Source organism: Serratia sp. NPDC087055 (genome assembly GCF_044900985.1).
Taxonomy (GTDB): domain Bacteria; phylum Pseudomonadota; class Gammaproteobacteria; order Enterobacterales; family Enterobacteriaceae; genus Serratia.
In genome coordinates, this window is sequence record NZ_JBJDOG010000001.1 from 207,089 (window position 1) to 229,210 (window position 22,122).

Sequence of the window (22,122 nt, forward strand, 5' to 3'; positions counted from 1 at the left end):
TAAGTGACCGGGGTGAACAGACGTAGCCAACAACGCCACAGCGTGAAAGACAACGGTAGAATAGGGACACAAAACGCCATGCTATTACCTTGGCTAATTCTTATCCCCTTTATTGGCGGTCTGCTGTGCTGGCAGTTTGAGCGCTTCGGTACTAAGGTGCCGCGCTGGATTGCGTTGATCGCAATGGGGCTGACATTGGCGCTTTCTCTGCATCTGTGGATGCAGGGTGGCTACACGTTGACTACGCCGAAAGGCATTCCGCAGTGGCAGTCTGAATTCCTGCTGCCGTGGATCCCGCGTTTTGGTATTTCCATCCACCTGGCGCTGGATGGCCTTTCACTGCTGATGGTGGTGCTGACCGGCCTGCTGGGCGTGTTGGCTATCCTCTGTTCCTGGCGTGAAATCCAGAAATACCAGGGCTTCTTCCACCTGAACCTGCTGTGGATCCTGGGTGGGGTAATTGGCGTGTTCCTCGCCATCGACATGTTCCTGTTCTTCTTCTTCTGGGAAATGATGTTGGTGCCGATGTACTTCCTGATTGCACTCTGGGGTCACAAGGCGTCGGACGGGAAAACCCGCATCACTGCGGCCACCAAGTTCTTCATCTACACCCAGGCCAGCGGTCTGGTGATGCTGATTGCCATTTTGGGCCTGGTGTTCGTGCACTACAACGCGACCGGCGTGTGGACCTTTGATTACGAAGACCTGCTGCAAACGCCAATGTCACATAACGTGCAATACCTGCTGATGCTGGGCTTCTTCATCGCCTTTGCGGTGAAAATGCCGGTAGTGCCATTGCACGGCTGGTTGCCGGATGCGCATAGCCAGGCACCAACCGCGGGTTCTGTGGACCTGGCGGGGATTTTGCTGAAAACCGCGGCCTACGGTCTGTTGCGTTTCAGCTTGCCATTGTTCCCGGAAGCTTCACATGAGTTTGCGCCAATTGCGATGTGGTTGGGCGTGGTCGGTATCTTCTATGGTGCCTGGATGGCGTTTGCACAGACCGATATCAAGCGTCTGATTGCTTATACCTCCGTTTCCCATATGGGCTTCGTACTGATTGCCATCTACACGGGCAGCCAACTGGCTTACCAGGGCGCGGTGATCCAGATGATTGCGCACGGGCTGTCAGCGGCCGGTATGTTCATCATCTGCGGGCAATTGTATGAACGTCTGCATACCCGTGACATGCGTGAGATGGGTGGCTTGTGGGGACGTATTAAATACATTCCTGCGCTGTCGCTGTTCTTTGCAGTGGCGACGTTGGGGATGCCGGGTACCGGTAACTTCGTCGGTGAATTCATGATCCTGTTCGGCAGCTACCAGGTTGTACCGGTGATCACCGTGATTTCTACCTTCGGTCTGGTGTTTGCTTCGGTTTACTCGTTGATCATGATGCAGCGCGCCTACTACGGCAAAGCCAAGTCTGACCAACCGTTGCCGGGCATGACCGCGCGTGAGCTGTTCATCATTCTGCTACTGGTGGTGTTGCTGGTTCTGCTGGGGGTTTACCCGCAGCCGATTCTGGACACTTCTCATGCGGCGATGAGCAACGTGCAACACTGGTTTGGTTCATCAGTTTCAGCAATTTCAACAACAAGGCCGTAATTCGCCATGACAATAACTCCTCAACAACTGATCGCATTGCTACCACTGTTGATCGTCGGATTGACGGTGGTGGTTGTGATGCTTGGCATTGCGTGGCGACGCGACCACTTTATCAACGCCACTCTCACCGTGATCGGTCTCAACCTGGCGCTGCTTTCGCTGTACTTTGTCGGCCAGGCTGGCCCAATGGACGTCACCCCGCTGCTGCGGGTTGACGGCTACTCGATGTTCTATACCGGGCTGGTGATACTGGCGAGTCTGGCGACCTGTACCTTTGCCTATCCTTGGCTGGTCGGTTACCCGGATAACCGCGAAGAGTTCTACCTGCTGGTGCTGATTGCTACCCTGGGTGGCATTCTGCTGGCGAGCGCCAATCATCTGGCGTCGCTGTTCCTCGGTATTGAACTGATCTCGCTGCCGCTGTTTGGCCTGGTGGGTTATGCCTACCGCCAAAAGCGCCCATTGGAAGCGGCCATCAAGTACATGCTATTGTCCGCTGCGGCATCATCATTCCTGCTGTTCGGTATGGCGCTCCTGTATGCAGAGTCTGGTGACCTGTCACTGGCTGGCCTGGGCAAGAGCCTGCAGGAAAACATGATGCACCAGCCGCTGATCCTGGCGGGTATGGGCATGATGATTGTCGGTTTGGGCTTCAAACTGTCTCTGGTACCGTTCCAACTGTGGACACCTGATGTGTATCAAGGGGCGCCTGCGCCGGTTTCAACCTTCCTGGCCACCGCCAGCAAGATTGCAATCTTCGCGGTAGTAATGCGTCTGTTCCTGTATGCCCCGGCTGCCGATAGCGAAGCGTTGCGTATGGTACTGGCAATCATTGCGGTTTGTTCGATTCTGTTCGGCAACCTGATGGCCATCAGCCAGACCAACATCAAGCGTCTGTTGGGTTACTCGTCGATTGCCCATCTGGGTTATCTGCTGGTGGCGTTGATTGCGGTGCAAACCCATCAACTGTCGCTGGAAACCGCCGGTGTTTATCTGGCAGGTTACCTGTTCAGCAGCCTGGGTGCGTTCGGTGTGGTCAGCTTGATGTCCAGTCCGTACCGTGGTCCAGATGCTGATTCACTGTTCTCTTACCGTGGTCTGTTCTGGCATAAGCCAATCCTGTCTGCGGTGATGACGGTGATGATGTTATCACTGGCCGGTATTCCGATGACGCTGGGCTTTATCGGTAAGTTCTTTGTTATCGCGATGGGTGTCAGTGCTCACCTGTGGTGGTTGACCGGCGCAGTGGTGCTGGGCAGTGCCATTGGTTTGTACTACTACCTGCGTGTCACCGTCAGCCTGTTCCTCAGCGCACCGGAAGCATTGCAGCGTGATACCCCGAATAACTGGGCGTTGACCGCCGGCGGTGTCGTAGTGCTGATTTCTGCCGCGTTGGTGTTGCTGTTGGGTGTTTATCCGCAGCCGCTGATTACGCTGGTGCAGATGGCACAGCCGATGTTCTGATAGGCATCACGGCAGTAAAAAAGGTCGCTTCGGCGACCTTTTTTTATGGTGAGTGGGGAAGTCGGGGCCAATGATCAGCCGGGATTATTTTTAAACGATTCTTCCAGAACCTGTACGACAGCACGCACGCGCGCCGCACGTTGCAGGTCAGGGTGCAGCACCAACCAAATATCGACCCAGTCTTTATTCTCCGGGAAGATGCGTACCAGGTCTGGGTCTTTATCCGCCAGGAAGGAAGACAGCAGGCCAATTCCCAATCCGTTGCGTGTCGCCGAACGCAGAAGCAGCTGCGAATTGCATTGAAGCACCACGTTAGGGTCGATCAGCGCTTCTCCACAGAAGTCGTTCCAGTGGCGGGGTACCAGTTCGCGTGGGAACATCAACAGATCGTGACCGCGCAGATGGTCGCCTTTGGTCGGCATCCCGTGCTTGTCGAGGTAGTCCTGCGTTGCATACAACCCCATCTCAATGGTGGCCATGCGCTTGATAATGAGTTCGTCGGACTCTGGCCGTGCCCCCCTGATCGCTAAATCGGCACCGCGATAAGAGATATCAGAGATATTAACCGCCGTCAGCATCGTGACCGTAATTAGCGGGTGTTGCTCCCGCAGCACTTTCAGCGCCGGGATGACAAAGGCCTCTGCCATGGTATCTGTCGTGGCGATGCGTACATTACCGCACAGGCTGTCGTCACCGCTGGTGGCTTTGCGGCCAATCGCTTGTACGGCGTTTTCCATATTCATCACGTCGGCCAGCATCTCTTCACCCAATGGACTGAGGGAAAAGGATTTTGGCGTGCGGATAAACAGCTTGGAGCCCAGGCTCTCTTCAAATGCAGTAATGCGCCGCCCGACGGTGGCCTGATCGACGTGTAGTTCATTGGCGGCTTTTCGTAAAGTGCCGCAGCGCGCGACCGCCAGGAAGAAGCGTGCATCATCCCAATTCATCATGCCATTTCCTTTGTACAGGCTTATCGGTCTTGTCAGTGTTCATTCTTGCGCAACCGTACTGGCTCTGGTTTAGGCTGCAAATGAGGCCCACGTATCATAATTATTTATTATGTTTCAGGATATGAATAAATGCATCAACGTGAAGCACTTTTGCATCTTTATTTTTACCCGACAATCTTTATGCTTATCAACGTTTATGCTGTGATCTGGCGCACATTTTGTGCCAATGTTACCTTAAACGCGTAAGCAGATACGCATGAGAGCCTGTCTCTGTGGCTAATCGCCTGGTGGGATCGACTCTATATCAGGTTGACCCACCACGACTGGACATTAAAAATGGAGTCTCACGCAGAGATGTTATACACCCCCGTTGCGCTGGCAACGGCGGATGGCGTTAGGGTAATTGCAGCACCCGGCGCGAAAGCGGCAACGCAAAGTAATGCTGATGTGATCATCCAGGGTATTGAAGCTCGCGGCATTCAGCACATCTTCCTGGTACCCGGTAAACTGGTGTACCCACTGATTAAATCCATTGAACATTCAGGCATCACCGGTATCGTCGGTGCCCACGAGACCGCCTGTGGTTTTATGGCGGACGGTTATGCCCGTGCTAACCGCAAATTTGGCGTTTGCCTGGGGATCTCCGGCCCCGGCACAATGAATTTTTTGCCCGCGATGGCCGCTGCACAGGCTGATAAAATCCCGGTGCTGTATCTGGCTGGCGGTATCGCCACTTATCATGAAGCACAGGGTGCTTTCCAGGATGGCAGCAATAGCGGCATCGATGAGCTGACCATCGTCAAACCATTGCTTTCCGCCGCGATAGAAGTGAAAAACAACCTGACGTTGCAACACGAGCTGCGACGCAGTTTGTCGTGTCTGAACACCCAACGTAAAGGCCGCGCTTACTTGAGCGTACCGGTCGATATGCAAAAGAACGTGGTTGCCGGCAATCATGATGCCAGCCCGCCGCGCACAACGCCGCAGTGTCGCGAAGTTGCCATCGATCAGCAGGGGCTGGATCAGGTGCTGGACGACTATCTGTTACGCGGGTTGAAGGTGGCCTGTCTGGCCGGTAACCGGATGAATAACCCGCAAGATGCGGCATTGCTGCTGCGTCTGGCGGAAAAATACCGTTTGCCGGTCGCCACGACGCTATCCGGCAAGGGCGCCTTCCCGGAAGGGCATGAGCTGGCATTGGGTCTGTATGGCTTTGCCGGCCATACCCGGGCTGTGGAGACCATCAATGGTGATGACGTTGATGTCCTGCTGGTGTTGGGCTGCGATCTCAGCCAGCGCGATAGCCTCAATTGGAACGCACGGTTGCACGGTACGAAAACGCTGGTGGTGATCGATGAGGATTTTGACAAGGTCAGTTCGCACTACCAGCCGGATATGCAGATTTTCTCCAGCCTGACCGGGGCGCTACAACACCTGTTAGATGCGGTCAGTGACGAAGATGCGCATCTGGCCGATATCAACGTGCTGCGCGATGGCTGGATTGAGCAAGTAAATCATTTACCCTTGGAACAACCGCGCCCTGACTTGCAGGTACGTCTGGCCGTGGCAGAGGCAAACATGTACCCCGGCGATGCCATTAAACGCATTCGTCGCCATATGGACCAGGATACTAACGTCGTGGTCGACTCTGGCGCGCACCGTATCTTTATGGCACATCACTGGCTGGCCAGTGGGCGTGGTGATTACCATACATCAAGTTCGTTGGCCCCGATGGGCTGGGCGATTTGCGCGGGTATTGGCATCAAGCTGGCGGCACCGCATCGTAACTGCGTGGTGGTCACCGGTGATGGCTGTATGCTGATGCACGGCATGGAAATTCAGACGGCTGCCCGTTATCAGGTCAAGATGACCTTCGTGGTGATGAACAACTGTGCTCACGGTGCAATGCATATCGACACGTTGCAGAACCGGGGGGTATCGGCAGATTATACTGCGCTGCCCAATCATGACTGGAAAGCCTTCGCCAACAGTCTGGGCGTCTCTTCGGCCAAAGCGGCAACGTTGGAAGAGCTCGATGACGCGCTGGTTGCCGCGGCCGAACACGACGGCCCGTTCCTGATAGAAGTGTTGGTAGGAAATCATGTGGCGCCTAATCGATACTATGCCGAGAGCATCGTAGAATACGAGCAGCGTATCAAAGGCGTGTAAGAGCGTTGCCCTGTTAATCTGGGAGCCGTCATTATTTTGTCCTTTGCATCACGCCATTCTATTTTACTCACAGTAGTCATGGAGCGATAACAATGTATAAATTGACACTTCTGGCAGTATTAATGATGGCATTTCAAGGCCATGCACAGGCCGCTGACGATCATGGTGAAGGCATTACCAAAGAAACGCTTCTGAAAACAGAGACGTCGTGGGAGGGGTCGCCCTATCAGCATTATCCTGCCGGCGCTCCGCAGATCACCATGTTGAAGGTCACCGTTGAGCCGAACAAGGTGCTGGCCTGGCATACTCATCCGTGCATCAGCGCAGTGTATATGACAGGGGGGAGCGTCTCGCTGACGGTAAAGAAAACCGGCGTGAAGCACACCTTTAAACAGGGTGACTCTTTTACCGACACGGTAGATATTGTTCATCAGGGGGTATCGGGTGATAAAGGTGCTGAAATGCTGGTGTTCTTTGCCTGCGCAGACAATAAACCGCTGACGGTAAAAGCCGCCGAATAATGCCGGTGTCGTCTTTCAAGTTGCCGCTTTACCTGGCTGCAGCTTGGAATCTACGGGTATAGATTATTTTTTGCAGCCTGTTTGGGCTGCATTCTGAGGAAATCATGGTTGCTTTATGGATGGTTGTCGCCAGCGGGTTCTTTGCGCTGATGGGGGCCAGCATCAAATTGGCTTCGGCCAAAGTTGGCTTTTTCGACATCATTTTTTACCGTTCCGTCATTAACGTCCTGATCGTTGCCGCGCTGATTCATATTAAAAACCTGGGTTTTCGTACCCAGCATCTGGGCCTGCATATGAAACGTGCGGCTATAGGTAATGCGGCGATGTACTGCGGTTTCTATTCATTGATCCATCTGCCGATCGCCACCGCCACTACGCTGGGTTACACCAACCCGATTTTTCAATCGGCGATTGCCTTTGTTATTTCCAAAGGTCAGTTAACCGGAAAACTGTTGTTCTCGGTACTGCTGGGATTCATCGGTATTTTGGTGTTATTGCGCCCTGACGCGCCGAACGGCGAGTATGCGGCGACCCTGATCGGCCTGTTTTCTGGCTTGCTCACGGCATTGGCCTATTTTAACGTCGGCAAATTGGTCCGTAGCGGGGAACCCGAACTGCGAGTGGTATTTTACTTCTCACTGGTGGGCACGCTGGTCGGTGGCGTAATGACGTCAGTGGTGGGGTTCACGGCGTTGGATAGCGCGATGATACTGTGTGTCTGTGCCATCGGCGTATTCGGCAGCCTGGGGCAAATTACCATGACTCGCGCCTATGGCAGCGGTAATGCGGTCATTGTTAGCATTCTTTCCTATAGCACCATCATCTTTTCCACGTTGCTCGGTTATGTGCTGTTCGGCGAAAAACTGTCTTACATTGCCGCCGGGGGCATGGCATTGATTATCCTTTCTGGTGCGCTGGCTATTTTGAAACGTGCTCCCGCGAAGGTCCAAAAAGCGGAGGCGGTGTAACCACTTTCTGCCCGTTTCTTTCATAAAGACCAGCGAGTATTGCCAGCGCGAATGCATTAATGAATCACTATGATGCATTCTTGGCTATTTTTACGGTTATACCCGAACGGTATGATAAACGCGTTTCCTGATGAGTTTGGTTTTCAGGGCTTAGTGTTTATCCAGATTGTTTCGGGAGAGAAAAATGTCTGAAGGGGTGGCTGTTGATAAAGCAGCTCAAGCGAATTCGGGCGAGTCACATTTTGCCATCTTATTGTTTTTAGCCTTGGCATTAATGTCTGCATTGCTCAACAGCAGTGCGCCGACGCCGCTTTATCCGCTTTATCAACATGAGTTGGCATTAAGCTCGGTCAGCCTGACAGTCATTTATGGTGCCTATGCTGCGGGTGTGCTGATCTCATTGTTCGGCGTAGGCAATATGGCCGGCAAAGTGAAGGACCTGCGCAGCATGATTGTTCCTGCGCTGCTGGTGGTACTGGCGGGGGCCTTGTTATTCTCGATGGCCGATTCGTTCCTGATGATGTTTATGGCGCGTTTGCTGGCCGGTATTGGTACCGGCGCCCTGACCGGGGCCGCGAATATTGCGCTGGTGCGTTTTGGGCCGAAAGACGGCGGTAAAAATGCGGCGCTGATTGCGACATTGTCTTTTACCACCGGTCTGGCATTAGGGCCGATTTTCAGCGGCGTTGCGTTACAAACTGGGTTCCATACCACCTCATTGCCGTTCATTATCATTATGGCGGTGGCGGCAATCGCTGCGTTAGGTGTGATGCTCAAATGGCCCGCTATTGCTCCGGTTGTCCCCCTGAATGGAGCCGTAGAAACAGGGGCCGAAACGGAAAAGAGTTCTCTGGGAGATGGCTTGCGAGCGACAGGGGGCAAGTTCTTCCTGTGTGCCGGTGCGCTGTTTATCTGTTGGGCTGTGGCTGCCAGCATTCTGGCGATTGGCCCAAGCGTGTCGGAAAAGCTGTTGGGTATGCATAGCCGTGGTGTTTATGGGTATGTGATCGCGGTTTATCTGGTGATTGCCGGTATTAGCCAGATTCTGAGCCGCCGCGTTAATGCTCGTCACTCGCTGATGTTTGGCTGCCTGGCGCAAGCGTTGTCAGTCGTGGTGTTCGCCGAAGCCATACAGATTCATTCGTTGGGTCTGGCCAGTGCCGGTATGGTGATTGCGGGTTATGCCTACGGGGCTATCTTTGTCGGCAGTGCCACATTGGTGAATCTGATTTCACCGAAGGCAAGCCATGCAAGACTGATTTCGCTGTTTTACGTTATTGCTTATATCGCCAACTGGATCCCTATCCTGTTGGGGGTAGTGATCGACCATGCCAGCTTGCATCTGGCGGTCAACCTGTTATTCCTGGTCAGTGCCGTGGTGTGCTTAATGTTAAGCCTCATGGTGACCCGCGCGGGCTTCCCACGCTGAGATTTCAGCGCCCGATCTCATTTGGGCGTGAGTGAATCTGGTAAACGATTTCCCTGGTGTTGTTGTGTGTCATTTCCAGCGTGCTTGCCACGCTGGTTTTTTTTGTGACAAATTCCTCAGTTCTGTAATTACCATGTTTCTTATTACATATTTTATGTGATGCCCATCATATATTTTTGCCGATTTTCGCGTAAACTGCGCGCTTCCTTTTCAGCGGGTCGGTTTATGAACGTTATTTTTGCCATTGCTTTGACTACCGGGATCCTCTCTGGCGTTTGGGGATGGGTTGCGGTGAGCCTGGGGTTAATCAGCTGGGCCGGTTTTCTCGGCTGCACAGCCTATTTCGCCTGCCCGCAGGGGGGATTAAAAGGGTTGTTAATCAGCACATTGACCAGTTGCAGCGGCGTCTTTTGGGCTATGGCGATCATTCACGGCAGTGAGCTCGCTCCAGGCTGGAGTATGCTCGGTTATCTGCTGACCGGCGTGGTGGCTTTTTTGATGTGCATTCAGGCAAAGCAACAGTGGCTGGGGTTCGTGCCTGGTACCTTCATTGGCGCTTGCGCGACCTTTGCTGGTGGCGGTGACTGGCCGTTGGTGACCCTGTCTTTACTGGTTGGGCTGGTGTTCGGTTACGCGATGAAAAACAGCGGCTTGTGGTTGGCGGCACGCAATGAGAAAACCAAAGCGACCGCTGTTGTTACCGAGAATGTTAACCGCTGATTCAAATGGTACCGCCGAGGGAAATGCGGTAGTGCAGGTCCACGCGCTCAATGCAGGGTAGCCCTTTTATGCGTTTGAGCAAGATCTCCGTAGCGACTTTACCCATATCAAACCTTGGTGTGATCACGCTGGCGATGCCCGGTGTGGTGGCTTTGCCGATATCCAAACCGTGAAAACCTGATAGGGCGACGTCCTGTGGAACTTGTAACCCGAGCCGGAGACACGCCTGCAACACGCCAACGGCCAGATCGTCATTGGTGCATAAGATACCGTCCAAATCAGGATAGAGTTGACGGGCCATCGCCAGCATATCGGAACCCACACTGACAGACGACACCCGATGCGGTGTGATTTGACGCGGCGCTAACCCTTGGTTTTCCATCGCCTGGCAATAGCCTTGAAAGCGCTTGTTATCGCGGGCATCAGACATGGCACCAAAATAAACCACCTGACGTTTTCCGCTGGCAAGCAGCGCTTCTGTCATGTCATAACCGGCCTGATAGTTATCGAACCCCACGGCAATCCGCCCCTCCGGGGCTTCAAGATCCATCACCTGCGCTACCGGGATTTTTGCTGCCGCCAAGTATTTCTCTGCCCGTAATGTGTGCTCAGAATCTGTCAGAATCAGCCCCGCGATGGGGTAGGCCAGCAGTTGGACGATGTGCTCTTCCTCTCGTTGGCGGCTGTAATCATAGTTCACCACCAGGGTCTGATAACCGTGTTCCAGCGTAATGGATTCGATACCGGCTAACAGGTCGGCAAAAATCTGATTGTTGAACGAAGGGATCAGGACGCCTATACGCGGTTTTTGCGTTGAGCGCGCTTCATCGCTGTCGGTGAAATTAACCTCTTTCATCACTTGGGCAATTTTCGCGGCGGTTTCTGCAGCCACCTTTTCTGGCGTGCGCAGATAGCGGCTGACGGTCATTTTTGTCACACCGGCGAGCAGCGCAATATCCTGCAGCGTGACGCGTTGGTTCTTCATTCTGATGCCTTAGCTGGGGGGCGGAAAGAGCCCGCATGATGTCATGTTAACAAATCGATCTGGCGATAACAATCCGCCTCATAAAGTATAAAAACTATATTTTTCAATAAACTATGTTGATGTGTTTTCTCGGCGGAATGCGTAGCTTCACGTTAAAGGTAACAGGTTTTAGTAACACTGTTTTAAGTGATCTCAATCACATTTTTGCTGGCAGCGATCCGCTGAGATAGACGCCTGTTCTTTCTGAATGACATGGCCGGGGTGCGTTATGAACAACTTGTTTTCACTGGATAATAAAAAAATACTGATTACCGGCGCTTCTCGGGGCATTGGCTTTCTGCTGGCTCGTGGGTTGGCGCAGTATGGTGCCCATATTCTGGTCAATGCGACCACTCAGGAAAATGCGCAACGTGCGGTTGAAGCGTTGCGACGCGAAGGTTTCCGCGCCGACGCCGCGGCCTTTGACGTGACCGACTCTCAGGCCATTCATGCTGCTATTGAGCAAATCGAGGCAGAGTGCGGTGGAATCGATGTGCTGATCAACAATGCGGGCATTCAGCGCCGTCATCCGTTTACCGAGTTCCCGGAAAAAGAGTGGGACGAGATTATTGCCGTCAATCAAAAAGCGGTCTTTATGGTCTCGCAAGCCGTGGCGCGCCATATGGTGCAGCGCCAAAGCGGAAAAATCATCAACATTGGCTCAATGCAGAGCGAACTGGGCCGTGACACCATTACACCCTATGCCGCGTCAAAGGGGGCGGTAAAAATGTTGACGCGCGGCATGTGTGTAGAGCTGGCGCGCTATAACATTCAGGTAAATGGCATTGCTCCGGGCTACTTCAAAACGGAAATGACCCAGGCGCTGGCGGACAATGCGGAGTTTACCGCGTGGCTGACCAAACGCACTCCGGCTGCCCGCTGGGGTGATCCGCAGGAATTGATTGGTGCTGCCGTATTCTTGTCATCAAAGGCATCCGATTTTGTTAATGGCCACCTGCTGTTTGTCGATGGCGGCATGTCCGCTGCGGTATAACCGCCTGCTTAATGGAAAATAATGATGAAAATTCAAACCCAATCCTGCGTGGTTAAAGGCAAATATGACGTCGCAGTGGTGGAGCAGGAGGTGGAATACCAAGGGACGGGCACGCTGGTGAAAATCACGCGTGGCGGTATCTGTGGGTCAGACCTGCATTACTACCAAGAAGGCAAGGTTGGCAGCTTTCAAGTGCGCCAGCCGATGGTGCTTGGCCATGAGGTGATTGGTGAGGTGGTGGCCAGTGATACTGCGCGACTGGCTGTTGGCCAAAAGGTGGCGTTGAATCCCAGCAAACCCTGCGGGCAGTGCAAATATTGCCAGGCGAACCAGCAAAACCAGTGTACCCACATGCGTTTCTTCGGCAGCGCCATGTATTTTCCCCATGTGGATGGTGCCTTCACCCAATACAAAGTGGTTGATAGTGCGCAGTGCATTGCCTTTGACGCCGATCGCGATGAGAAGGTGATGGTGTTTGCTGAACCTTTGGCCGTCGCGATTCATGCCGCAAAACAGCCAGGGGAGGTAAACGGCAAAAGGGTGTTTGTTTCCGGTGTAGGGCCGATCGGGTGCTTACTGGTGGCTGCATTGAAGGCACTGGGCGCCAGCGAAATTGTTTGTGCCGATCTTAGCCCACGTTGCCTGGATATCGCCCGTGAGATGGGGGCGTCTATCTGCATGCATGCAAGCAATGACGATTTTAGCCGTTACCAACAGGAAAAAGGCTATTTTGACATCGCGTTTGAAGTTTCCGGCCATCCGTTATCCCTGTTGCGCTGTCTGGAGGTCACCCGTGCCAAGGGGACGGTTGTGCAAGTGGGCATGGGCGGCAGTTTCCCTGATTTTCCACTGATGCAGCTGATCGCCAAAGAGTTGAATTTACTGGGCTCATTCCGTTTTGTTGAAGAGTTTGATATCGCGGTTGCCTGGCTGTCCGACGGGACGATCAATCCCTTGCCGCTGCTTTCCGCTGAGTTTAACAATCAGCAACTGGAACAAGCTCTGGCATTCGCCGGCGATAAGCGCCTGGCCGCCAAGGTCCAGCTGGTGTTCTAATTTTAGCCAATAGTCTGATGGCGGGGAGCGGCTATCCTTGTCTATAGTTAAGGGCCGCTTCATTTTTTAAATACGGAGAACTTAACATGGCGAGAAATACGGATGCAGATCAAACCACGCTTGACGACGATCTGAGAATGCTGAGCGACACGCTGGAAGAAGTGTTGAAGTACTCCGGCGATCGCGCCGATCAGGCCTATATCGACATTAAAGCCCATGCCGAAGAGGCGTTGAGTGAGGTCAAGTCACGGCTGACTGATTCTACCGAATCCTACTATGCGCGTGCCAAGGACGCGGTTTGCCGCACTGACGGCTATGTGCGTGAAAAACCATGGCACAGTGTCGGCATTGGGGCGACGGTCGGATTGGTGCTGGGTCTGTTGTTGGCGCGTAAATAACGACGTAAAGATATTGGGCGCGGTCATTCACCGCGCCCTTGGTTTTACTGCCCCAGCATGACGTCCACGTGATGGATTTTCCCGTCGTCTACCAGCGTTATTATGGCCTCCGGCTGTTCTTCACCATCAACGGTGATCTGCGTCGTTCCCATTCCCTGCCGAATAATCAACTGGTACTCGCTGCCACCCTCCCGGTAATTCAGTGTCACCTGTGGCCAGTCCGCAGGCAGACGGGTGTTGATGGACAACTGATTGCCACGGCGTTTCAATCCCAGCAGTGACTCGACAATCAGCCGGTACATCCAACCGGCAGAGCCGGTATACCAACTCCAGCCGCCACGACCGACGTGCGGCGCGACCGCGTATATATCGGCGGTCGCCACGTAAGGCTCAACCTTGTAGCGCTCGGCGGCGGTGCTGTCCAGGCTGTGGTTGATCGGGTTGATGAGCGCCATCAGTTCCCAGGCGCGTTCGATATTGCCCATTTCGGCGAAGGCCATGACCGCCCATACCGCGCCGTGGGTATACTGACCGCCATTTTCCCGCACGCCAGGCAGATAACCGCGGATATAACCCGGATTAGGGCCGTTGCCATCGAATGGCGGTGTCAGCAGTTTTATCAGGCCAGCTTGGTTGTCTACCAGGTGTTTATCCAGCGATTGCATCGCCTGCAGGCTGCGTGTTTTATCCGCCGCACCGGACAACACAGACCAGCTCTGGGCGATGGCGTCGATGCGGCACTCAGTTGATTGTTGAGAACCTAGCGGCTCTCCACTGTCAAAGTAGCCCCGACGATACCATTCGCCATCCCAGGCATGGTCACGCAGGTTATCGCGCAAGGTATCGGCCTGTTGTCGACAGAGTGCCGCCAGTTCGTTGTCGTTGCGCGCAGCAGCGACGTTGCCGTAACGCTGCAGGATATGGAACAGGAAGAAACCGAGCCAGACGCTTTCACCTCGCCCCTCCAGGCCCACCATATTCATGCCATCGTTCCAGTCACCCGCCCCCATCAGCGGCAGGCCGTGCTCACCGAAGGTTAATCCGTGTTTTAACGCCCGTACGCCGTGCTGATACAGGGTTTCCTGTATTGCGCTTGACGCGGGTTGCTCATACGAGGATTCCTCACCCGGAGCCAGTTTGCGCGCCTCCAGATAGCCGACGGACTCATCGAGAATGGACCGATCGTCGGTGGCATCCAGGTAATGACAAATGGCCAGCGGCAGCCACAGGTAGTCATCCGAACAGCGCGTACGCACCCCATTGCCCTGTGGCGGGTGCCACCAGTGTTGGACGTCGCCTTCGATAAACTGGCGCGAAGCGCACAGCAGGATCTGTTCGCGCAGACGTTCTGGGGCCGCATGGGTCAACGCCAACGTGTCTTGCAATTGGTCGCGGAAACCGAAGGCCCCGCCGGACTGATAGTAACCGCTGCGTGCCTGAATACGGCAGGAGAGGGTTTGGTACAGTAACCAACCATTGGCCAGCAGGTCGACGGCGGGATGCGGCGTCCCGATTTGCACCTTGTTGAGAATGCTGTCCCAATGTGCCGTAACGCGTTGCAGTTCATCTTGCAGGTTGTCTTCCCGCAGGTATTTTTGCAACAGGGCCTCAGCCTCATCGGCGTTTTGCCCCAACCCAAGGGCAAACACCAGAGTGCGTTGATCGCCATCGATCAGGCTGAGCGCCGACTGAACGGCCCCACAGGGATCCATAGCTGCGCCCACTTTGCCCGACAGTCGCCGCAGTTTCAGCACCACCGGGTTGGCCAGCGAACCGTTGCGTCCGATAAATTCACGCCGATCGCCACTGATGGAACAATGCACGCCGGTGACACCAAAGAAAGCGGTGCGATCTGAACCGCTGCTGCCGTAATGGTTGGTGGCCAGGATGCCACAGCCGCTTTCAGGCGATGCGGCCTGTGTGACAATGTGCATGGCCGATTTTTGCCGCAAATCACCCAGAATAAATTCCACGTAGCCGGTTGCCGACAACTTGCGCGTGCGCCCCGAGGTATTGGTCAGGGTTAGCAGGAACAGTTTGACCGGTGCATCTTTGGCCACCAGTACGGTGAACTGACTGTCGATACCGTTTTCGCGGTGGTCAAAGACGCTGTAGCCGAAACCGTGGCGGGTCAGGTAGTGCCCACGGCCCCGGGCAGGCAGTGGTGTGGGGGACCAGAAGTGCCCGTTCTCTTCATCACGCAGATAGAAGGCCTCCCCGCTGCGGTCGCAGATAGGGTCGTTATCCCAGGGGGTCAGGCGGTATTCATGGGCGTTTTCGTACCAGGTGTAGGCCTGACCACTTTCCGAGACAACGGTGCCGAACATCGGATTAGCGATCACGTTCGACCAAGGGGCGGGCGTGATCTTACTTTCGTTCATTGCGATCACATATTCGCGGCCATTCTCGGAGAAGCCGCCGAGACCATTGTAAAACTGCAACGCGTCAATGGCGGGCAGCTGTGGCGAATGCAGGTTACGCGGCAGATTGTCCACCGTGGCCAGTTTCGACGACGCGGTGACTGGCGACAGAGGTTGCTGCAGAACCTGCGGCATTTGCAGACGCTGGTTGAGTTGCTCCGTTAATCCACCGCGACGATCGTCGAGATAAATCCGCGCAACGCTGAGCAACAACCGGTGGTCTTCCGGTGCCATATGCTCGCTGGTGCGCACGAAGATGCCACCGGGCTTATCTGTTTGGGTGGATTCCATACCGGCGGCGATCAGGCCCATGATCTGGTTTTGCAGATCCTGGCGGTAGCCGCCGACGTCTTCATTGAGGATCACCAGATCGACCTGTAACCCTTTCAAGCGCCAATAGTTGTGGGCTTGGATCAGTTGCCGTACCAGTTCGATGTTCTCGCTGTCGGTCACCGTAAGCAGGACTATCGGCAGATCGCCGGAGATAGAGTGGCCCCACAGTCCCGATTGGCCGCGGCGGTTGTTAATGATTTCACTGCCGGCGGCCCGCATTTCTTGCGCCGGGAAGACCACTGCGCCCGCCAAGCGATTAAACAGATTGGCGTCCTCTTCATTGGCGTTCAACTGGCGCAGGACCACCTGGCTATGCGACCACGCGAGTTCAAATACACGATCTGCCAGATGGCGATCGCGGTATTTTTCCAGCATGACCATTCCACTGGCGCGGTCTTCACTGACGCCATAGAAGATATCCAGCGTGAGAGGTACGTTCGGTTCCAGCACCACGCGCTGACGGATAGCGATGATCGGGTCAATGACCGGCCCGGCACTGTTACTGAGCGGCGCATTTTGATACAACGCCTGCGGATTGGTGGGCGTGCGCCCGCGGCCGATAAATTTGGCACGGTCGGTTTCAAAGGATGTTTGGCTGGAACGGCCCTGTACCGTCATCATATGCAGCAACCACGGGCATTTCTCTTTGGGTTCGCGCGGGCGACGATGGCACAAAATAGCATCCTGCTCCGGCAGCAATTCGGTCTGCACGAACAGGTTACTGAATGCCGGATGAGCCAGATCGTTGCTTGCCGGTGCCAGCACCACTTCCGCATAGCTGGTGATTTCGATGGTGCGTGGTTGTTTGCCGCGATTTATCAGCGTCACGCGCCGCAGTTCAATATCATCTTCCGGTGATACCACCACCTGGGTTTTTACCGTCAGCGCACCCTGTTGGCGCTGGAACTCGGCCCCGGCATCGTTGAATACGGCGCTGTACCCCTTGGCGGCGCCACCGATGGGTTGCCAGGTATTGCTCCAGACTTCACCGGTTTGCGGATCGCGCAGGTAGCAGAAGGCGCCCCAGTTATCGCAGGTAGCATCTTCGCGCCAACGGGTGAGCGCGAGGTTCTGCCAGCGGCTGTAACTGCCACCAGCCTGGGTGAGCATCAGGTGGTAGTTGGCGTTGGACAGCAGCTGCACTTCCGGGATTGGTGAGTCCACCCGGTTAAATTCACGCGCTACGAAGCTGGCTGGGGTAATGGTGCCCTCATGGGTCTCAAAGTGGCGACGCGTGCTGTACAACTCGACGGCATCCGGCACCCGTTCTTGCAGTAACAAACGTGCTGATTGGAAGGCCGGGTAGTCGGCGAAACGCGCCACCATCGGCGCATCCAGCAACAGGTGCGACAGGGCCAGGAAACTCATGCCCTGATGGTGCGCCATATAGGAACGGATAATTACGTACAGTTGACCGCGGCTGAGGCGTGCGGTGGTGTAATCCAGCGCTTCGTAAAAACCGTAGCGGCCTTTGGCACCATTTTTTTCCAGCGTGACCAGGTTATTGCAGGCCGCATCCGGGTCGACAATCAATGCCATCACCGTCGCATAAGGGGCGACCACCATGTCGTCACCCAGACCGCGTCTCAGGCCCAAACCGGGTACGCCAAAAGCATGGTATTGGTAATTTTGATCGGCATCGAAACCAAAGTAGCCGGACTCGGAAATACCCCAAGGGACGCCGCGTTCTTTGCCCCAGGCAATTTGTCTGTCTACCGCAGCACGGCACATTTGTACCAAGAGCGAATCGGGGTACGCGGGCATCACCAATTGCGGCATCAAGTATTCAAACATTGAACCGCTCCATGACATCAGCGCCGGTTCATTTTCGATCAGGGTAAACAGACGGCCAAGTGCAAACCAACTGCGTTGAGGGACTTGGTTGGTAGCGATGGCGACGTAATTGGTCAGCCGGATTTCCGATGCCAGCAGGTCGTATTTACTGCTGTCCATCCGGTTTTGATCGCAGTTAAAGCCGACGGTCAGCAAATGGGTCGATTCGTCATACAGGAAGTGGAAGTCCATCTGCGCCATTTTTTCCAGCCGCTGTTGCAGGCTGTCCAATTGCGTCAGCTTTTCTTGTGCCTGGATGCTGACCGCATCAAGTTGACTCCGTTGCTCCACCGACAGCGTCAATGACGAGGGGGGATTCGCCAGCCAATGCAGGCTGGGGACTGTTTCCAATTCAGATACGTTGTCGCTCAGCCAGCCGAACCATTGCGCCCACTCGGCGCAGAGCTCATTAAGTTGCTGGTGCAGTGCGCCGGCCCAACGTCGGGTTTCATCGCCATGGTTTAGCGCCGGCTCTTGCAGGCCGTTACTGTAATTGCGCATTGCATTCAGTTCGGCTAACAGGGCGGCAGGGTGGCTGTGATGAGCCTGTTCCCAGTGGTTACGCAGTTTTGACAGGTTCTTTGGTGCGGCGTCGCCCCAGTGCTGTTCCAGCAGTTGCAGGCTGTCGCCGAGCCCGTCCAGAACCCGTTGCGGTTCAATGAAGGGTTGGTGGGCCAGCGCGGGCAGGCCGGCGCTGAGCGTTAACAGATGGCCTGCCAGGTTGCCGCTATCGACGCTGGAGATATAGCGCGGGTTTAGCGGCTCCAATGTGCGGGTGTCATACCAGTTGTAGAGGTGTCCGCGGTAGTGTTCCATGCGGTCCAGCGTATCGAGCGTGAGTTCAATACGCCGCAGCGCTTCACTGAGTGTCAGATAGCCAAAGTCGTAGGCGGTGATATTGGCCAGCAACGATAGCCCGATATTGGTCGGTGAGGTGCGGTGCGCCACCACCGGTTCCGGTATCTCCTGATAGTTATCCGGCGGCAGCCAGTTTTCTTGCTGATTGACGAAGGTATTGAAGAAGTCCCAGGTCTGTCGACTGGTGTGGCGCAGGAACCGCCGTTGTTCATCGTTAATGGCGGTTTTACTGCGCTGAGGCTCTTGGCTGAGGTAATACAGCAGGAATGGCGCCAGGATCCACAAGCTGGTGATGGGCAGTGTAATAAACAGCGCCATTGGGTTATGCATGAGGGTGAAAATCAGCAGCGCCAGCCCGGCTAACGGGTTGATCCACATGGCGCGGTAGAAGTTTTCCAACGTGACCTGCTGACGGGCTTTGGATTGATCGTAGCTGGTCCATTCCTGCAGGTTGCGTTTAGTGATCAGCAACCGCCACAAGGTAATGGCGATGGCGTTGAGGCTGTACAGCGTTTCATGCGGCAGCGTTGCCAATCGTAGACCGATCTGCGACAGACGGTGGAGTGAGCCGTTCAGTACTAGCAGTATATGCTTTAGCAGCGGCCTGCGGGGGGGCTTACGTACGATATCTTGCACCAGTCCCAGCAGGGTCGGCAGCAGCAGAATAATGGCGAATACCGCCAACCAGTAAGGGGTGTTGGGCAACCAAACGAAGCCGCAAAACAGCAGTAATAGCAGGCTGGGGGCCGTCAGGCTGCGGCGCAGGTTATCAAACAGTTTCCAGCGTGACAGGGTACTCAGAGGGTTGGCGGTGCGCGTGCCGTCTTCTGTTTTCACCCGTGGCAGTAACCAGTTGAGTAATTGCCAGTCACCGCGGATCCAGCGCGTACGACGTGCAACGTCCACCAGATAATTACTGGGGTATTGTTCATACAGCAGCACGTCGCTCAACAGGCCGGAACGGGCATAGCACCCTTCCAGCAGATCGTGGCTGAGCACCAAATTCGCTGGACAGGTCCCTTTCATGCTGTGCGAGAACACATCGACGTCATAGATGCCTTTGCCGATAAATGAACCTTCGCCAAACAGATCCTGATAGATATCCGACGCCATCAGCGTATAAGGATCATTGCCCGGCGTGCTGCTGCACAGTGCGGCATAGCGTCCCTGGCCGTAGCTCGGGATTTCCTCGGCCATACGAGGTTGCAAGATGGCGTAACCTTCCACCACCCGTTGCTGGTTCATATCATACTGGGGCTGATTGAGCGGGTGTGCCATGGCGGCGATTAATTGGTGGGCGCTTTCGCGTGGCAGAACGGTATCGCTGTCCAGCGTAATGACGTATTTGACGTTTTTCAGAACCTCACGGCCGTCACCCACCAGGGTGCTGAAGGCGTTTTCCCGGTTACGCAGCCAGTTATTCAGGGCATTCAGTTTGCCGCGCTTACGTTCAAGCCCCATCCAGACGCCTTGTTTTTCATTCCATTGGCGATCGCGGTGGAACAGGAAAAAGTGGCTTGGGCCTTCACAAGGGTAGCGTCCGTTCAGCGCTTTCATCTGTTGGCAGGCATAATCCAGTAAGGCCGCATCCTCAGTATGGTGCTGGTGGGGGGCATCGTTGAAGTCGGTGAGCAGGGCAAAGTGCAGATGCTTCATCGCGTTGCCCAGATAACAGACCTCAAGCGTATTGATCAGCTTATCAACGTCGTTTTTACTGCCGATCAGCGTCGGTATTACCACCAGGGTTCGGAACTCGGCGGGAATGCCACAGGAGAAGTCGAGTCTCGGTAGTGGCTGTGGTGTACGACTACGGGTCGTGACCTCACTGAGCAGATTGAGTACAAATTGGCTGACAACGATGGCCATCGGGAAAAACAGCAGGACCAACCCCCAACTGATGCCGGTGCTATAGGCATGGCGCAGCAGTTCCGCACAGCACGCGGTGGTGATTAGGCTCAGGCTACCGAGCCAGGAAAGCAGCGGGGCCTGATTCAACGTATGGCGCAGTTGGGTAATGCGCCCAATGTGTACATCAAGCTGTTGTTCCAGCTCTGGGCGGCCATCATCAATCAGGTAGTAGCCGATGTGGTTACGGCGCGGATCGCCGGAGGGATCTTCGGCCGCGACGCGCGCCATGTTGAGCACGTGCTGGGCAACCTGTACCTCATTGTGCGGACAGTGGCGCGCCAGCATTTCAATCACGTGGCGGTAGTTATCGCGCGTGTTGAAGTGCATTAAGGGGTAAACCCCGGAGGGATCTTCACGCAGGGTTTGCTCGACCTGACTCATGGTTTCGACAAACTCTGCCCAGTCCATTTCGCTGAGCTGACGCAGGCCGGAAATACTGTTGCTGACCGACAGTTGGCTAACCGCCAACTGCTGGTTAAAGCGATGGATGAGTTCATCAGAGGTCAGACCGACTTCCGCCAGACGCTGTTCTACCCAGGTAAGCGGCAATGCCAGCATGGTGCCATGGCCTTGCAGGCGACGTACCAGCTCGGCAACAAAGGCGCTGGTACGAGGGGGATTGGAGCGTGCCATGTCGGCGATCACGATGATCAGGTTGGCCGGGTCGTTCTCTGCCGATTCCAGCATTTTCGTGACCCAGGCGTCGGCTAAATTGCGTTCGCGTTGTGCCTGTGCAACTTCCACGCTGACGCGTCGCAGGTTTTCGATTAACGCCAAGCGCAACATACCGGGCAGTGCCCAGAGTTCGCCCAACGTCAGGTTAACTTCTTTTTGGTAAGCGGCAATATAACGGGTGAGGCTCTCCGCATCCCACCGGCCGTCACCGTGCGTAATCGCCTCGGCAGCGACGTCATAAATACGCGGGCAATTATGCGGTGGGCCCAGCTGTGGCAGTCCACGGCCAAAGGTTTTTGGCAAATGATGACGCACGACACGGATTTGTTCTTCGATCAGATAGTAGTTATCCAGCAACCATTCACCCGCGGGTGTCATGCTGGCTTTTTTGCCGTTGCTGAGTTGGTGGCAGCTTTCTGCCAGAATTCGCTCGTTATCGTCCAGACGCTTCAGCAAATAGTAAGGTGTTTTACGCGTTGCCAGCTTGTGCGAGCGTGCCAGACGCTGGCCGTAGCGCTCCATTTGATCGACAGAAAACAGTTCGGCCTTGATCGTTCCACCGGTCGGTTCAGGCTCCCCTTTACTGCGGCGTAGGGGCAAAGGTTTGACTTTGGTTATTCTGCGTTGTTTTTTCAACCAATTGATTAGTATTTCTTTCACAAAAAAGCTCCTTACATCTGACCAAAAAGGCAGCCGGAAAAAATCGCTTGGAGATTGTGAACATCCCATTAAAGCCGATTTTTAGATTTGGCGAGGGTTCGCAACAGGCAGGGATATGCTCACTTAGTATAGTC

The 22,122-nt window shown here is 54.8% G+C and carries 13 protein-coding genes; 10 read left to right on the top strand and 3 right to left on the bottom strand.

The genetic code is table 11. The features are described 5' to 3' along the window. Positions 1 to 78 precede the first annotated feature (78 nt). Positions 79 to 1,608 carry an NADH-quinone oxidoreductase subunit M gene (gene nuoM, locus ACI2J2_RS00990; RefSeq protein ID WP_209639047.1) on the top strand — a complete coding sequence of 510 codons (1,530 nt, stop codon included), beginning with the start codon at positions 79 to 81 and terminating at the stop codon, positions 1,606 to 1,608. A 6-nt stretch (positions 1,609 to 1,614) separates the two neighbouring features. Then, positions 1,615 to 3,072 carry an NADH-quinone oxidoreductase subunit NuoN gene (nuoN, locus tag ACI2J2_RS00995; protein ID WP_209638933.1) on the top strand — a complete coding sequence of 486 codons (1,458 nt, stop codon included), beginning with the start codon at positions 1,615 to 1,617 and terminating at the stop codon, positions 3,070 to 3,072. A gap of 74 nt (positions 3,073 to 3,146) precedes the next feature. Here nuoN and ACI2J2_RS01000 read toward each other — a convergent pair whose 3' ends face one another. Further along, positions 3,147 to 4,022 (bottom strand): LysR family transcriptional regulator, encoded by an 876-nt coding sequence (locus tag ACI2J2_RS01000; RefSeq protein ID WP_209638935.1) that lies wholly within the window; start codon positions 4,020 to 4,022, stop codon positions 3,147 to 3,149. Between the two features lie 336 nt (positions 4,023 to 4,358). On the opposite strand from ACI2J2_RS01000, the gene ACI2J2_RS01005 reads away from it, so the two are divergent. The 5 genes from ACI2J2_RS01005 to ACI2J2_RS01025 all read left to right on the top strand — a co-directional run bounded on the left by ACI2J2_RS01005 (position 4,359) and on the right by ACI2J2_RS01025 (position 9,829). Beyond that, the gene (locus tag ACI2J2_RS01005) at positions 4,359 to 6,191 is read left to right on the top strand and encodes a thiamine pyrophosphate-binding protein (RefSeq protein ID WP_404759222.1); all 1,833 of its coding nucleotides are present in this window, start codon (positions 4,359 to 4,361) and stop codon (positions 6,189 to 6,191) included. A 92-nt stretch (positions 6,192 to 6,283) separates the two neighbouring features. Beyond that, positions 6,284 to 6,712, top strand: coding sequence for a cupin domain-containing protein (locus ACI2J2_RS01010; RefSeq protein WP_209638939.1), 429 nt, complete (start codon positions 6,284 to 6,286; stop codon positions 6,710 to 6,712). A gap of 104 nt (positions 6,713 to 6,816) precedes the next feature. Further along, entirely contained in the window at positions 6,817 to 7,680 is an 864-nt protein-coding gene (locus tag ACI2J2_RS01015) for a DMT family transporter (protein ID WP_404759223.1), read from the top strand. Between the two features lie 184 nt (positions 7,681 to 7,864). Next, a complete protein-coding gene (locus ACI2J2_RS01020; protein ID WP_209638943.1) occupies positions 7,865 to 9,109 on the top strand; it encodes an MFS transporter in 1,245 nt (414 codons plus the stop codon). Positions 9,110 to 9,334: 225 nt separating this feature from the next. Next, positions 9,335 to 9,829: a DUF1097 domain-containing protein gene (locus tag ACI2J2_RS01025; protein ID WP_209638945.1), complete on the top strand. Its 495-nt coding sequence runs from the start codon at positions 9,335 to 9,337 to the stop codon at positions 9,827 to 9,829. A gap of 1 nt (position 9,830) precedes the next feature. Here ACI2J2_RS01025 and ACI2J2_RS01030 read toward each other — a convergent pair whose 3' ends face one another. Then, positions 9,831 to 10,814, bottom strand: coding sequence for a substrate-binding domain-containing protein (locus ACI2J2_RS01030; RefSeq protein WP_209638947.1), 984 nt, complete (start codon positions 10,812 to 10,814; stop codon positions 9,831 to 9,833). Between the two features lie 268 nt (positions 10,815 to 11,082). On the opposite strand from ACI2J2_RS01030, the gene idnO reads away from it, so the two are divergent. From idnO to elaB, 3 genes are all read left to right on the top strand, one after another. Beyond that, positions 11,083 to 11,847, top strand: coding sequence for a gluconate 5-dehydrogenase (idnO, locus tag ACI2J2_RS01035; protein WP_209638949.1), 765 nt, complete (start codon positions 11,083 to 11,085; stop codon positions 11,845 to 11,847). A gap of 24 nt (positions 11,848 to 11,871) precedes the next feature. Further along, complete coding sequence (idnD, locus tag ACI2J2_RS01040) at positions 11,872 to 12,903, top strand: L-idonate 5-dehydrogenase (RefSeq protein WP_404760260.1); 1,032 nt, start codon at positions 11,872 to 11,874, stop codon at positions 12,901 to 12,903. Between the two features lie 86 nt (positions 12,904 to 12,989). Beyond that, a complete protein-coding gene (elaB, locus tag ACI2J2_RS01045) occupies positions 12,990 to 13,301 on the top strand; it encodes a stress response protein ElaB (protein WP_209638951.1) in 312 nt (103 codons plus the stop codon). Positions 13,302 to 13,345: 44 nt separating this feature from the next. On the opposite strand, the gene ACI2J2_RS01050 is transcribed toward elaB, so the two are convergent. After that, positions 13,346 to 21,988 (bottom strand): GH36-type glycosyl hydrolase domain-containing protein, encoded by an 8,643-nt coding sequence (locus tag ACI2J2_RS01050; protein WP_404759224.1) that lies wholly within the window; start codon positions 21,986 to 21,988, stop codon positions 13,346 to 13,348. Between the last annotated feature and the right edge of the window lie 134 nt (positions 21,989 to 22,122).

What these genes read in the sequence shown, in the direction of transcription:
- nuoM (WP_209639047.1), top strand. Translation starts at nt 79, where the DNA reads ATGCTATTACCTTGGCTAATTCTTATCCCCTTTATTGGCGGTCTGCTG.
- nuoN (WP_209638933.1), top strand. Translation starts at nt 1,615, where the DNA reads ATGACAATAACTCCTCAACAACTGATCGCATTGCTACCACTGTTGATC.
- ACI2J2_RS01000 (WP_209638935.1), bottom strand. Translation starts at nt 4,022, where the DNA reads ATGATGAATTGGGATGATGCACGCTTCTTCCTGGCGGTCGCGCGCTGC.
- ACI2J2_RS01005 (WP_404759222.1), top strand. Translation starts at nt 4,359, where the DNA reads ATGGAGTCTCACGCAGAGATGTTATACACCCCCGTTGCGCTGGCAACG.
- ACI2J2_RS01010 (WP_209638939.1), top strand. Translation starts at nt 6,284, where the DNA reads ATGTATAAATTGACACTTCTGGCAGTATTAATGATGGCATTTCAAGGC.
- ACI2J2_RS01015 (WP_404759223.1), top strand. Translation starts at nt 6,817, where the DNA reads ATGGTTGCTTTATGGATGGTTGTCGCCAGCGGGTTCTTTGCGCTGATG.
- ACI2J2_RS01020 (WP_209638943.1), top strand. Translation starts at nt 7,865, where the DNA reads ATGTCTGAAGGGGTGGCTGTTGATAAAGCAGCTCAAGCGAATTCGGGC.
- ACI2J2_RS01025 (WP_209638945.1), top strand. Translation starts at nt 9,335, where the DNA reads ATGAACGTTATTTTTGCCATTGCTTTGACTACCGGGATCCTCTCTGGC.
- ACI2J2_RS01030 (WP_209638947.1), bottom strand. Translation starts at nt 10,814, where the DNA reads ATGAAGAACCAACGCGTCACGCTGCAGGATATTGCGCTGCTCGCCGGT.
- idnO (WP_209638949.1), top strand. Translation starts at nt 11,083, where the DNA reads ATGAACAACTTGTTTTCACTGGATAATAAAAAAATACTGATTACCGGC.
- idnD (WP_404760260.1), top strand. Translation starts at nt 11,872, where the DNA reads ATGAAAATTCAAACCCAATCCTGCGTGGTTAAAGGCAAATATGACGTC.
- elaB (WP_209638951.1), top strand. Translation starts at nt 12,990, where the DNA reads ATGGCGAGAAATACGGATGCAGATCAAACCACGCTTGACGACGATCTG.